The following is a 14,267-nucleotide window of genomic DNA, read 5'->3' on the forward strand; positions in this document are numbered from 1 at the left end:
TATGCTTACAATGACAGAAAAAGTTCAAGTTTAAATAAAGAGGTGTTAGAATGCGGATAAAGTTAATATTAATTTTGTTTCCTCTTTTGTTTGCCCTATTTCTTTTAGGATGTGAAAAGAAAAAGCCTATGCCTCAGATACCTGAAGTATCGGTTATCAAAATAGAGACAGAGGAGATTCTTCTTACTACAGAGCTTCCCGGAAGGACGTCTCCTTACAGGATTGCTGAGATTAGGCCTCAGGTAAGCGGAATAATTCTTAAAAGATATTTCACTGAAGGAAGCAATGTTAAGGTTGGAGAAGTTCTCTATCAGATTGACCCTGCTCAATACAAAGCAGCCTATGACAATGCCAAAGCAGCACTTTCTCGGGCAGAGGCAAATCTTCAATCAGTCAAGGCAAGATATGAGCGTTATCAGGAACTCATAAAGGTAAATGCCATAAGCAAGCAGGAGTTTGATGATGTTAAAGCTCAGTATGAGCAGACTCTTTCTGAGATTGAGGCATTGAAAGCACAGGTAAGGAATGCTCAGATTAATCTCGGATACACAAAGATAACTGCTCCCATATCAGGCAGGATTGGAAAATCAAATGTTACAGAAGGTGCTCTTGTCACTGCCTATCAGCCACAGGAACTTACAAGAATACAGCAGCTTGACCCCATTTATGTGGACATTCCCCAGTCAACAAAGGAACTGAGAGAGCTTGAAAAAAGACTTGAGCAGGGAAGACTCAAATACGCAGGAAAAGAGCAAAATAAAGTAAAAATCATTCTTGAAGATGGAACAGTTTACCCCTATGACGGAACATTGCAGTTTAAGGATGTAACAGTTGATCCTACAACAGGCTCGGTAATTTTGAGAGCCATAGTTCCAAATCCCAAAGGAGTTCTTCTGCCAGGTATGTTTGTAAGAGCATTAATACGTGAAGGGATAAATAAACAGGCAATTCTTATTTCTCAGCAGGCTGTTTTTCGTGATACAAAGGGGAATCCCTTTGTTTACATTGTTGACAGCGAAAACAAAGTTCAGATAAGACCCATTCAGGTTGATCGTGCAATAGGTGATAAGTGGCTTGTATCTGAAGGGCTTAAAGTTGGTGAACAGTTAATCATTGAAGGAGTTCAAAAAATAATGCCAGGCGCACCTGTAAAGCCTGTGCCCTATATTGAACCAAACCAGAGGCAGGTTAAATAATGCTATCCAGATTCTTTCTTGAAAGACCAGTTTTTGCATGGGTTATTGCCATTGCCATAATGGGAGCAGGTTGTCTTGCAATATCTAACCTGCCAGTAGCACAGTATCCTTCTCTTGCTCCACCTGCTATTTATATTCAGGCGAGCTATCCGGGTGCTTCTGCTGAAACAGTTGAAAACAGTGTTACACAGATTATTGAAGAAAAAATGACAGGACTTGACAGGCTGCTTTACATTTCCTCCACCAGTGATTCCTCTGGCTCATGCCGGATAGAACTCACCTTTGAACCCGGCACAGACCCTGACCTTGCATGGGCAAAGGTGCAGAACAAGCTTCAGCTTGCTATGCCAAGCCTACCAGAGGCTGTTCAGAAGACAGGAATAAGTGTAGGGAAGGCAACAAGAAACTATCTTTTGATTGTCTCACTCATTTCAGAGGATGGAAGGCTTGATGCCTATGACCTGAGAGACTATCTCAAATCCAATGTAGAAAAAGTGCTTGCAAGGATAGAAGGGGTTGGAGAGGTTGAAACTTTTGGATTTCCCTATGCAATGCGAATATGGATAGAGCCTCACAAACTTGTAAGCTATGGGCTTACAATTAGTGATGTAGTCTCAGCAATAAAAGCTTACAATGTGGAGGTTTCAGGTGGACAGCTCGGAGGTGCACCAGCAAAGGAAGGGCAGAGACTTAATGCTCCTATAATAGTTCAGAGCATGCTTAAAGAGCCCGATGAGTTTGCAGCAATCCCTGTAAGGATTAATCCAGATGGTTCATCAGTAAAGATAAAGGACGTTGCAAGAGTTGAGCTCGGCACAGACTATTACGATATAGAGGCCTTTTATAATGGTAAACCCGCTGCTGCCTTAGCTGTAAGACCTCTTCCAGGAGCAAATGCCCTTGATGTGGCTGATAAAGTAAAGAAAAAGATAGACGAATTAAGCAGAAACTTTCCAGCAGGTGTAAAAGTTGTATATCCCTATGATACAACGCCTTTCACGAAGGTTGCTATAAACGAAGTTGTAAAAACACTCATAGAGGCAATAGTTCTTGTTTTTCTCATAATGTGGCTTTTCTTGGGAAGTCTTAGAGCCACCCTTGTTCCTACAATTACTGTTCCTGTGGTGCTTCTTGGAACATTTGCAGTGCTTGGAGTGGCAGGATATTCAATAAATATGCTCACAATGTTCGCAATGGTTCTTGCAATAGGGCTTCTTGTAGATGATGCAATTGTTGTAGTGGAAAATGTGGAGAGAATAATGCGTGAGGAAAAGCTTCCTGTAAGAGAGGCTGTAATAAAATCTATGAACCAGATTACTTCTGCACTCATTGGAATAGGAGTGGTTCTCTCTGCTGTTTTTGCTCCAATGGCATTTTTTAAAGGCTCAACAGGAATAATTTATAGACAGTTTGCCATAACAATTATTTCAGCTATGTTGCTTTCTGTTTTTGTAGCCCTTACACTTGCACCTGTTCTATGCGTTACCTTTTTAAGAACCCACAGGGAAAAACACAGGGAAAGAAAAAATATTTTTTATTATTTCAATCTGATTTATGAGAAATTTTATAAGCTATTTTTCAAATCCCGATTTTCATACACAAAGATTGTTGAAAACTCTTTTAGAAAAGTTCCTGTATATATTTTTGTCTATGTATTTATAGTTATAGCACTTGGCTTTATTTTAATGAAGCTTCCCACTTCCTATCTTCCTGAAGAAGACCAGGGAATGATGCTTGCACAGGTTATTATGCCTTCTGGTTCCACTCTTGAGCAGACTAAGGATGTTTTATCAGAAGTTCAGAAGTATTTTCTTGAAAAAGAAAAGGATGCGGTTGATTCAATAATAACTCTTGCAGGAATCAGTTTTTCAGGAAGAACTCAGTCAAGCGGAATGGCTTTTATAAAGCTCAAAGACTGGCATCTTAGAGATAGCTCAAACCTAAGAGTGAAGGCTATTCAAGAAAGGGCAATGAGGTATTTTGCTCAGAATAAAAAAGCTATGATATTTGTTTTTCCACCACCTTCAATAATAGAACTCGGTAATGCTACAGGTTTTGACCTTCAACTTATGGATATGGGTGGACTTGGGCATCAGAAACTGATGGAAGCACGAAATCAGTTCTTGTATTTTGCCAATCAGGACAGAAGACTTAAAAACGTAAGACCTAATGGTATGGATGATATCCCCGAGTATAAGGTTGATATAGACTGGCAGAAGGCTGGAGCACTTGGTGTGCCTATTAATTCAATCAATAACACCATATCTGCAGCCTTTGGAAGCAGTTATGTTAACGACTTTATAAAAGGTGGGAGAGTTAAAAGAGTTTATGTGCAGGCAGATACTCCTTACAGGATGCTACCAGAAGATATGAACCGTCTTTATGTGCGTAATACGGAGGGGAAAATGGTTCCCTTTTCCTCCTTTGCCTCAGGCAGATGGATCTATGGTTCACCAAGACTTGAGCGATACAACGGGTTTCCATCTATGAATATATGGGGTGAGCCTGCTACAGGAACAAGTTCAGGAGAGGCAATGAAAGCAGTGGAAGAGATCGTTTCAAAACTTCCAAAGGGTGTAGGTTATGCATGGACAGGTTCATCCTATCAAGAAAAACTTGCCACAGGACAGGCACCCGTTCTTTATGCTTTCTCAGTTTTTGTCATATTCCTATGCCTTGCAGCTCTTTATGAATCATGGACAATTCCTATTACAAACTTAATACTGCTTCCTCTTGGTATATTTGGTTCTGCATTAGCAACATGGCTTATGGGACTTCATAACGACGTTTATTTTCAGATAGGATTCCTTGTAACAATGGGGCTTTCGTCAAAAAATGCAATTCTTATTATTCAGTTTGCAAGAGATAGAATTAAGCAAGGAGAGGAATTTCAGAGAGCAACAGTTGAGGCAGCAACAATAAGATACAGACCTGTAATCATGACCTCCTTGGCACTTTTCTTCGGAATTCTTCCACTCGCCATAGCAAGAGGTGCAGGTTCAGGAGCGATGAATGCAATCGGAATTGCCATTGAAGGTGGAGTTCTTGCAGGAACCTTCGTAAGCATAGTTTTTGTTCCCCTTTTCTTTGTGCTTATTTTGAAGCTCTTCAAGGTAAGGATAGTGAAATGAGGTTAAAAAAGATTAAGGAATACTTTTGCCAATCTAATGTGTTAACCGAAAGAGTTACTCCAATCTGTCATTCTGAGCACCCTCAATGGGTGCGAAGAATCTCTCTTTTTTTTAATGAAAGAAAGGAAGAGATTCTTCACCTGCTTTGCAGGTTCAGAATGACAAAACAAACCTTAATTTTCATACTGTCCCTGTTGCTTCTTTCCTGTACAATGATTCCCGAATACAAAAGACCTGATGCACCTGTGCCTAAGGAATGGCCTCAAGGTGATGCCTATAGTTCAATTAATTATGATAAATCACCAAAAGCAACAGAACTTAAATGGAATGAGTTTCTTAAAGATGCAAAACTTCAGAAAATGATTGAAAAAGCTTTATCCAACAACAGAGACCTCAGACTCTCAGCCCTTAATGTTGAGAGAGCCGCTGCCTATTATGGCATTCAAAGAGCAGAGCTTCTGCCAGCAGTGGATGCAATAGGCACGAGTTACAGGGAGAGAACTCCTGCAGACCTTTCACGGACAGGCAGGGCAGAGACAACTTCTAAATACATTGTAAGTCTTGGGATTACCTCTTGGGAGATTGATTTATTTGGAAGGCTTCGGAGTCTGAAAGAAATGGCACTTGAGCAGTATCTTGCCCAAGAACAAACTCACAGGGCGGCAAGACTTTCTCTTATTTCTGCTGTTGCTACTGCCTATTATACTTATGCGACTGATAAAGAAAATCTCAAACTGGCAAAGGAAACCCTTAAAAATCAGCAGGAATACTATGAATTAATGAAAAAACGATATGAAGTTGGAGTAATCTCAGAAATAGACCTTCACAGAGTGAGGACACAGGTAGATACAGCCCGTGAAGCTGTAGCAAGATATACACAGGCATTGGCTCAAGATAAAAACACCCTTGACCTTCTTGCTGGTGAGATACTAACTGAAGAGCTTTTGCCAGAAGGACTTGAGGGCTTAACACCTCCAAAGGATATTTCACCAGGGCTTTCTTCTGATATACTCCTTAATCGTCCTGATATTATGGCAGCAGAGCACACACTTAAGGCATACAATGCCCAGATAGGTGCAGCAAGAGCAGCTTTTTTCCCGAGAATTTCACTTACGACGCTTTTTGGGACAGCGTCAGCTGAGCTTTCAGGATTGTTTGAATCAGGCTCTAAGGCATGGAGTATTCAGCCCCAGGCAATAATGCCAATCTTTGATGCGAGAGTATGGGCAGCCCATGAAGCTGCAAAGGTCGAAAGACAACTTGCTCTTGTTAATTATGAAAAGACCATTCAGACAGCTTTCAAAGAAGTATCCGATGCCTTAGCAGTGAAAGGCACAGTAGATGAACAGTTACAGGCAATTGAATCTCTTGTGCACTCTCTAAGGGAGACCTACAGGCTTGCAAAAATAAGATATGAAAACGGAATTGACAGTTACATGAGTGTTCTTGATGCGCAGAGGTCATTATTTCAGGCACAACAGCAGCTTAACAGCCTTAAGCTTTCAAAAAATCTCAATTTGCTCAATCTCTATAAAGTATTAGGAGGCAGTGTAGATAATAAGCCCTGATTCAATAATATTCACAAACTATAATTTTTCACTCAACGTAATTCTTCCCTGCTTGAATTATTCTGAGTTGTTCCGCAAGATTTAGTTTTTTTTCTTCCGCCAAATCTCTTAGATAGCCAAGCAATGAACCAATAGCCTGCATCTCTTCAATTCCAAGCTCTTTTATTTCATCTGTACTAATGCTTGAAATAACGGCAAGCGCCTCCTCAAAGCGATTTTCCTTGAGGGCAATCTCTGCCTGGATGAGAAGGCTTCTTACCTTAGACCGCTCCTGCAAAGGCTCTTTTTGATTCATCCTGAGATTCCTTGACGTTCTTTTTTATGTCTTCCCATGCTGCTTTTATATTTTTGAGAATTTCAATGCATTTGCCTATTGTTTCAATGTCATTAAATAGATTTGCTTTCACAAGGTCACTTATAAGTATTGAGTAAATTGTCCCTAATTTTTCTGCAATTTCTCCGCCTCTCTGCCTGTCAAGTATTTCATTAAGATAATACAGAATATCTGTAGCTCTGCTGAGTTCAACGGCCTTTTTCTTTACGAGCTCAGGGTCATCGAGGCCTCTATTTATGCAATCCCTTGAAATTTCAAGGGATACGATTGCTCTGTCATAAAGCATAGTAATGAGCTCCAATCCATCTGCTCCCATTACCTTACTCTGTAAATAGGAATCTACGTATGTCATCTTATTTACCTCCCTTTGATGTTCCTGAAAGTGATGTCATAAAGTCTTGTAATCTTGTACTTATCTGATTGGACTGATTAATAAATGCCTCAAGCTGAGAATACTCTTTCCTAAGTCTCTCTTCATATCTTACCAAGTAGTTCTGAAGTTCAGTGAGCCTTCTATTAATGCTTGTTATCTGGCCTTCTCCAATATTTTTATATGTGCTGATTGTGCCTGTCCATGCACTGAGCTGTCCTGAGAAGTTGTTTTTTAGAGTTGAAATAATATCTTTCAGCTTGTCAGGATTGGATGAGCTGAGATTATTAAGGGCTGTAGTATTTATTGAAATAGTTCCATCCTTATCTGAGTAGTTAATAAGTCCTGATTTTATGAGAGGGTCTATCATTCTTACCATGCCTGTTTTAATTGTAGTAATTGTGCTATCGCCCTGAAACTGAGCACCTTTAGATGTCATCTGATTTACAACTGAAACAATGGCATTGTAATTTGAAACGAAGTTGTTAAGAGCGCTGTTAGCCTGAGAGTAGTCTTCGTTGATTGTTACTGTTGCCGAGCCTCTGTCTTTTACAGTTATCTCAAGTCCTGTAAGAAGATTGCTAAATGTGTTCGAAGGTGAAGTTACTTCTGTTGTAGAGTTTCCAATTGTAATTGATGCATTTTGAGCATTCTGAATTGTCTCAAGTCCTCCGAGTTCCTGAGGAATGTTGTCAGCCTCAATTGCAAAGGTTGTATCAGTTGTCTCTCTTGTTGAAGCTGATGCATCGGCCTCTGTAAGAAGAAGTCTGTAGTCTGAGCCTGTGTAGTAAACGGAGGCTTTAACTTTGTTCTGTGCTGAATTTATGCTATTAACTAAATCCTGCAAAGTTTGACCTGCTGAGTAATCTATGTTAAAGGTCTGATAGTTAGCGTTGTCAGTCCAATATCTAAGAGTCATTGTTCCTGATGATGAGAATGTATCTGAAAGGCTGCTTACTCCTCCTGTGCTTGCTCTAATTTCAGTCTGGGCAAGACGGTTTACGGTGATGCCCATTGAGATGTTTGGCGTATCCTTAGTTGCTGTTGCCGTAAGGACTGAAGAGTTTGAGGATGAAGCTTTCTTTGAGCTAAAAAGACTGGTTACATCAAGGGAGCTAAAAAAGTTCTGCATGCCGCTTAAAGCACCATATAAGTTATTGAGGCTTGCCACTTTTCCCTGAACAGCTGCTCTCTGCTGGGCAAGCTTAGTAAGAGGCTGCTGTTTAATTTGCAAGAGTTTGCTTACCATTCCCTCTGTATCAAAGGCTCCTGTGAGCCCTGAAATATAAAGGTCAGCCATTTTTAAACCTCCTCGGCATAAAAGATACCCTTAAGTTCATTCATTCTTCTGAGAATATCTACAACCCACTCTGGCGGAATCTGCCTTATGACTTCCTCTGTGCGCATATCGATAATTTTTGATATGGGCATTTTGAGCTCCGAGTCAATGTCAATTTTCAAATACCTCTCAAGCATGTTAAACTTATGTCTTAATTCTTCCATTATTTTATTAAGTTCTTCTTGAGATACAACAGGTTTCTGTAACTGCTTTGTAGTCTCATCAGGCTGGGTCAGGTTCTTCAGCTGTATCTCTTCGTTAAGTTTTGGAAGTTCAATATGCTGCACATTGTTACTCCCTCTGTAGGGATTAATAGGTATTATCTCTCTATCAATTCCGTCCAGCCTCATCTTTGCTACCTCTTTTTATTTTTTGCCCCCTCCGAAGAGGGGGCTCAAAGGCTAAACTTTTTATCTCAGAAGCTGAAGCACGAGCTGAGGTAAGGCATTTGCTTGGGCAAGCATAGCTACGCCAGACTGCATTCTTATCTGCATGGTTACGAAGGTGCTCATCTCAGCTGCAAAGTCTGTGTTACGTATTACGTTTTCTGCTTCCTTTGTATTATCAAAGGATGCCTTCTGTCCGTCCCAAATAGCCTGGAGATTGTTAATTACGGAACCGATTTGGGTACGAATCTTGTCAGCCTTCTGAATTGCAGTCTTTAGTATATCAAGGGCAAGTTCGGCGTTTTCATTGCTTGTAACGTCAATGGAGTAGAGGTTTTTGAAGCTTGAGTTTCCTGTTGCTGCTACGCCTAAACCTTCAGAGGTTGTTGCAATACCTGTAAAATTGTAGTTAAATGAATCAGGACCCATTACGACAAGTTTACCGACCTGTATTGCTGAACCCGTTGCAGTGGCTGTTCCTGTTGAGGTAGCAGCTGCAGTTACATTTGTAGTAGCACTTGACAGACCTAAGAATTGGGACATGTTGATAGTAAGGGTTCCGTAGCTCTGAGCTGAAGCTGCTGTAACTTCTAATCCAATTGTCTCTCCTTCTGTTGTAAGCACAAGCTTACCTTGGTCTATTTTGGCAGTGATATTTACGTCATTTTGAGATGCCTGTGTATTAATCTGGGTTACAAGGTCTGAGAGAGTTAAAACACTACTTGCGTTTACAGTTACGGTAATATCTGCTGTGTTGTCAGAACCAACAAAAAATTTTATTGTTGCGCTTTGTCCAGCATTGGTCTGAATGTCAGTCCACTGGGCTGCTGCAGTGCTTGTATTAGATGCTCTTGCTGTGATTCCAAGGTTTTGAAGGGCTGAGGCGCTGTTTATATTGTCTGCGATTGTTTTAGCATCAACTGCAAAAGTAAGACCGGTTGAAACTCCAATTCCTGCAACTAATGCCTGGTCTCCTGTATCCCATCTCCAAGCAGTTCCTGTTTGAACTGCACCAGTTGTGGCTGTATATCCATTTGTTACAGTTGAACCTGCTTGAGCGGATGCTGAAACTGCATTGGTGAGAGGACCGCCTCCTATTACCATATTGGCACCGAGCTCATCTGCCTTGACTGAGTCAATTCCTACGGTAATTGTCTGATTTGCCCTTGCACCGTAGTGTATTACTTTATCTGAGAATGTTCCATCAAGGAGTTTGATACCGTTGTACTCAGTGTCTGTTCCAATTTTCTGAATGGCGTCAACAAGATTTTGAATGTCTCTCTGAAGGGCAGAACGGGCATTTGGGTCATTGATGTCATTAGCTGCTGATTGTGCCTTTGTGTAGATAGTTTGCAGTTTCTCAAAAATCTGTCCAACATTGGTCTCGGCAATCTGGAGAGCACTGATACCGGTCTGAATGTTACGGTTACCTTGGTCAAGGGCTGCGGCAACAACGCTAAGTTGGTCAGCAATAAATAGACCGGCTGCGTCATCGGCTGCTGAGAGAATTCTGTTACCTGTTGAAATTCTTAAAAGAGACTTGTTCATTGCCCTTTCGTTTCTTAAAAGGGCGGTGTGTGTAACTGTTGCTTCTGCGTTAAAGTTAATTCTTAATGCCATGGTTTAACCTCCATGTTTTTTTAAGGATGCCTCCTGCATCCAGACAGCTTGTTGGGTTTGGTTTTACCTATACACCTCCCTTCCTCCCTGCTGTCTTGATTATTTATATCGGTTGGTTTTTGAAAAAGTTTAGCGAAAGATTTGTTTGTATGTATCGACTAAGTTGAGTAGCATATCAGTAGATTCTTCAATATATCTTCTAATTGCCTCAACGGTCTCAGGCACGAAATTAATCCCCCTAATCTCTTTCTGATAACAGAGGAATAGAGCAAGATGCTCATAGTGAAGAAATCCTCCTCTGACAAGGAAATTTAGTATTCCGTTATTAGTTTGATTTAGATAAATCCACACGAAGATATTATGAAGAGCATCCATGAGTTGAGATTTATTTTTGATTTTGGATTTCAATTGTGAGAGTGAATGCTTTCTATAGTTTATAGCCTCTCTATTAAGTTGTTCCAATCGTTTGGTTATAAAATCTCTGTTTTTTAGATATTCCTGAGAGAAATTTTGTTTTATAGTCCTAACTGTCTCATCCTTTTTAAATTTTCTAAGACTAATGTTCTCTAATCTCGTCGGAACAGCTCCTTTGATTTTAGCACCATCTGAGGTGTTGTAAATCTTGACATCTGGAAGAGTTTTAATAAAGTCCTCAATCCATGTTCTTGCCCAATTAAGAAACATGTTTGTATAGACATTTCCCCCAAAATTTCCCTCTAACTTCAAATCCTTTCCAAGTTCTTCAGCATAAAAATAGGTGTTTTTGTCAAGAGCAACATTATGATTGGCATGATGTTTTTTGGGGTCTTTATATCCCATGTCAGTTCCAAAAAGATATATCTCCTTAAATCCAGAGTTTACTGCAAAAGAGAGTCCACCGTTTACTACTGTAGGATTTGAAAAAATAAGTCGGGGAATATGAGGCTCAAAAAAGACTGTGCCAGCATCATTTGCTTTAAGGTACATGTAGCTTTCATCAAAAAGGGTTGAAACTAATGGATACATGGGATTGTTGAAAATCACAGGTATGGTTCTTACATATTCAGGGTCTCCAATCCAGACAAGGGCGTCATAGGTTACAACGGTTCTTTCAATGTCAATATGAAAATCAGGCTTGATTCCTGCTTTGTGAAGTGAAGAGAGGCTACTTCCACAGGAAAAAATAACGGCATTGTCAATGTTTTTCCTTATGAAGTCAAGGGAGTAGTCAAGTGAGGGTCCAGCACCAATTATAAATGCATTTGCCTTTGATGAAACAGGACTATTTCCGTAAAAGAGGGGAATTTGATTTTTTATGTTTTCAAGTGTATGCTCCACAGACCAGTATTCGTCCTGAAAAAATCCCCAACCTGTAAAAATTTGATTAAATCTTTTCATGAACTCTGTCATGAACTTTTCAAAAAAGGAGTTTTTAAAATAGCTGAATACGGGCATATCAAAACCTATAGGTGGGTTAAGAATAAACTGGCAATAAGCTACTACTTCTTTCGCAGCCTCAAAAGGATCATCCTTAATAAAAACATTGAAGGTTCTATTGTCTCTCATGTACTTTTCAAGGAAACTCCAATCAATTGTGAAAAGAGAAGCTTTAAATATTTCTGAGTCTTGTTCAACGATGATAAACTGTTTAATTTCATATCGTTTTGTAAGCTCAACGAGATGATGGCCGAGACCGATTCCAAGGCATAGGAAAGTTCCAAAAATGTCTCCTTTTCGTATGATTTTTTTTACAAAGTCAATATTTGGCTTTTCCTTTGCTAAAACTAAGTACTCATACCAATGTCTCATGTCCATCACGCTGTCCTTGAATTGTTCTGGAGTGGTTACATCTGGACCAATATAAAATTTGAATCCAGACCTCTCAAATTCTTCTATATGAGCTAAAGTAACCTTGTATGGGTCAGCTTGGTATAGCTTTTCATCTTCTATAATTAGGTCAATCAACCCCGATTGAGGGTCAATGTATATACCACATTTACTAAGTTTTGATGGTTTTTTAAGTAAATCAAGCAATTGAGGAGCTTTTTTTTCAAGATACTTGATATTTCTGTTTTTTCTTTCTTCAAGGGTTTTGATTATCTTTTGGACATCAACAGGCATGTGATATTTTATCACAATTTTAAAAAAGTTAAGTAAGTCAAAAAATCAGAAAATTTTATCTAAGCATCCCTCTAATGATATAATTTTGCTCAATGGGAATGCTCAAAAATTCAGTGTATGTTTACTCTGCTTTTGTTTATCTAAATTTACTTGTGTATGTTTTTCATTCAATCTTAGGTAAAAGTCTGGGTAAAGAAGGCTACGGTGAATTTAGTGTTGTCTACTCTTTGATTTTTTCAATTGGATATCTTGCATCAATACTCTCAACTCTTTCAATAAAGACAATTATTGAAAACTTTGATAGACGATTTGAATTCTTACAATCAATGAGATTTCTTGGATTGATTTTTGGTGTAGGATTTGCTTCCTCAGCAATGATTTTTTCTGGCTATCTCAAAGATTTTCTGAATGTGACAGAGAGCTATTATTTTTATTTTGTCGGATTATCATGGCTTGTGCTATTTCCTCTTGTAGTAGAAAAAAGTTTCTTGCAAGCTACAGGAAGATTTGGACTGTTTGCTTTCTCAAATGGATTTGAAATGACTGTGAGAGTTCTATTTGCCTACATAGCTATATATATCGGACTTAAAGTTGAGGCAGGTATTGTTGCCTATTTAAGCGGCATAATTTTAGTTGAATTAGTCCTTCTTTTAATTAACAGGGGATGGGGATTTAAGAGAGCCATACTTGATATGAGGAGACTTTTTAAGATTGCTCTTTATGCATTTCCTCTTGGATTTTTTATCTATGCTGATGATTTGTTTATCAGAAGAATTTTTTCTCCTGAAACAGCAGGAAGTTATGCTTCAGTAAGTGCCTTGGGAAAGTTTCTGCTTTGGTCTGTTGTGGCTTTAATGGATGTTTATTTCCCAAAGTTTGTAGAATTCAGAATGGATAGGTCATTAAGAAAATATTTAGTTCAGATTTTTACTATTGCAATTTTATTTGAACTTCTGTTTCAAGCTTTGGTTGCTCTATTTGGGAAGTCTCTTTTTAATCTTATTTTCGGAAGTGAGTTTGTTTCAGCTTATGATTATCTTCCAAAGTATCTTATATCGATTCTATCGTTAATTTTCGTTCAAATATTTATAAGTCTTGCAACTGCATTAGAGAGAGGTATTCATATTGTCTATTTAAATCTAATTTTTTTTTACGGAGGCTTTTTTGTCTTTAATTTTTCATCAATTGAGGATTACCTTCTTTACGTATTTGCAGTTAATTTTATCTTTGTGCTATTTTATCTATACAGTTTTAAAAACTTGATTTTTATAAGGTGAAAGATGAGGAAAAGGGTTCTTGTTACAGGTGGTGGAGGTTTCATTGGTTCCCATCTTTGTGAGAGATTGCTTGAGGAGAAAAATGAAGTTCTTTGTGTAGATAATTTTTACACAGGAACAAAGCAGAATATTGTTCATTTACTCAATAATCCTTATTTTGAGGTTATCCGGCATGATATTACCTTTCCTCTATATGTTGAGGTTGATGAGATTTACAATCTTGCCTGTCCTGCCTCTCCAATTCACTACCAGTTTGACCCTGTACAGACAGTGAAAACCTCTGTTCATGGTTCAATAAATATGCTTGGCCTTGCCAAGAGGCTTAAAATAAAGATACTTCAAGCCTCAACCTCTGAAGTATATGGAGACCCTCAAGTTAATCCTCAGCCTGAGACTTACTGGGGAAATGTAAATCCAATAGGACTTAGAGCTTGCTATGATGAAGGCAAAAGATGTGCTGAAACCCTTTTCTTTGCCTATCATAGGCAGCATAAACTGAGAATAAAAGTGGCAAGAATATTTAATACCTATGGTCCGAGAATGCATCCAAACGATGGAAGAGTAGTAAGTAATTTCATAGTTCAGGCACTTCAGGGGAAAGATATTACAATTTATGGAGATGGGAAACAAACAAGAAGCTTTTGCTATATTGATGACATGATTGAGGGTTTGATAAAACTTATGAACAGTTGTGATGAATTTACCGGACCTGTAAATCTCGGAAACCCTGAGGAGATATCAATAATTGAACTTGCAGAGACAGTTCTTAGACTAACAAAGTCAAAATCAAAACTTATCTTTAAACCTCTACCTGAGGATGACCCAAAGCAGAGAAGACCTGATATAACTTTGGCAAAAAATATTTTGGGTTGGAAACCTGTGGTTAGTTTAGAAGAAGGTTTGGAAAAGACAATATTTTATTTTAAGGAGATTTTTAAAAGATAGT

The 14,267-nt window shown here is 38.8% G+C and carries 11 protein-coding genes; 5 read left to right on the forward strand and 6 right to left on the reverse strand.

All coding sequences use genetic code 11. The features are described 5' to 3' along the window. Positions 1-50 precede the first annotated feature (50 nt). The 3 genes from ACZ430_RS08785 (at position 51) to ACZ430_RS08795 (ending at position 5,895) form a co-directional block, all read left to right on the forward strand. The gene (locus ACZ430_RS08785) at positions 51-1,196 is read left to right on the forward strand and encodes an efflux RND transporter periplasmic adaptor subunit (RefSeq protein ID WP_464910551.1); all 1,146 of its coding nucleotides are present in this window, start codon (positions 51-53) and stop codon (positions 1,194-1,196) included. Beyond that, complete coding sequence (locus ACZ430_RS08790; RefSeq protein WP_464910552.1) at positions 1,196-4,327, forward strand: efflux RND transporter permease subunit; 3,132 nt, start codon at positions 1,196-1,198, stop codon at positions 4,325-4,327. Before ACZ430_RS08785 ends, ACZ430_RS08790 begins: the two co-directional genes overlap by 1 nt. Before the next feature lie 158 nt (positions 4,328-4,485). Continuing rightward, positions 4,486-5,895 carry an efflux transporter outer membrane subunit gene (locus ACZ430_RS08795; protein WP_297210894.1) on the forward strand — a complete coding sequence of 470 codons (1,410 nt, stop codon included), beginning with the start codon at positions 4,486-4,488 and terminating at the stop codon, positions 5,893-5,895. Between the two features lie 28 nt (positions 5,896-5,923). Here the strand turns inward: ACZ430_RS08795 and ACZ430_RS08800 are convergent, their stop codons facing one another. The 6 genes from ACZ430_RS08800 to ACZ430_RS08825 form a co-directional block, all read right to left on the reverse strand. After that, positions 5,924-6,190: a hypothetical protein gene (locus ACZ430_RS08800; RefSeq protein ID WP_297210897.1), complete on the reverse strand. Its 267-nt coding sequence runs from the start codon at positions 6,188-6,190 to the stop codon at positions 5,924-5,926. Further along, a complete protein-coding gene (gene fliS, locus ACZ430_RS08805; protein WP_297210900.1) occupies positions 6,156-6,581 on the reverse strand; it encodes a flagellar export chaperone FliS in 426 nt (141 codons plus the stop codon). Before fliS ends, ACZ430_RS08800 begins: the two co-directional genes overlap by 35 nt. Before the next feature lies 1 nt (position 6,582). Continuing rightward, a complete protein-coding gene (gene fliD / locus ACZ430_RS08810; protein WP_464910553.1) occupies positions 6,583-7,899 on the reverse strand; it encodes a flagellar filament capping protein FliD in 1,317 nt (438 codons plus the stop codon). Positions 7,900-7,901: 2 nt separating this feature from the next. Next, positions 7,902-8,288, reverse strand: coding sequence for a flagellar protein FlaG (locus ACZ430_RS08815; RefSeq protein WP_297210906.1), 387 nt, complete (start codon positions 8,286-8,288; stop codon positions 7,902-7,904). Between the two features lie 60 nt (positions 8,289-8,348). Beyond that, on the reverse strand, positions 8,349-9,944 hold the full coding sequence (locus tag ACZ430_RS08820) for a flagellin N-terminal helical domain-containing protein (RefSeq protein WP_464910554.1): 1,596 nt from the start codon (positions 9,942-9,944) through the stop codon (positions 8,349-8,351). Positions 9,945-10,073: 129 nt separating this feature from the next. Continuing rightward, a complete protein-coding gene (locus tag ACZ430_RS08825) occupies positions 10,074-12,044 on the reverse strand; it encodes a motility associated factor glycosyltransferase family protein (protein ID WP_464910555.1) in 1,971 nt (656 codons plus the stop codon). Between the two features lie 92 nt (positions 12,045-12,136). On the opposite strand from ACZ430_RS08825, the gene ACZ430_RS08830 reads away from it, so the two are divergent. Together ACZ430_RS08830 and ACZ430_RS08835 are read left to right on the forward strand one after the other, a co-directional pair. Then, on the forward strand, positions 12,137-13,321 hold the full coding sequence (locus tag ACZ430_RS08830) for an oligosaccharide flippase family protein (RefSeq protein ID WP_464910556.1): 1,185 nt from the start codon (positions 12,137-12,139) through the stop codon (positions 13,319-13,321). Between the two features lie 3 nt (positions 13,322-13,324). Next, on the forward strand, positions 13,325-14,266 hold the full coding sequence (locus ACZ430_RS08835; RefSeq protein WP_464910557.1) for a UDP-glucuronic acid decarboxylase family protein: 942 nt from the start codon (positions 13,325-13,327) through the stop codon (positions 14,264-14,266). The last annotated feature ends 1 nt before the right edge of the window (position 14,267 follow it).

It is taken from the genome of Thermodesulfovibrio sp. TK500a, assembly GCF_055381765.1.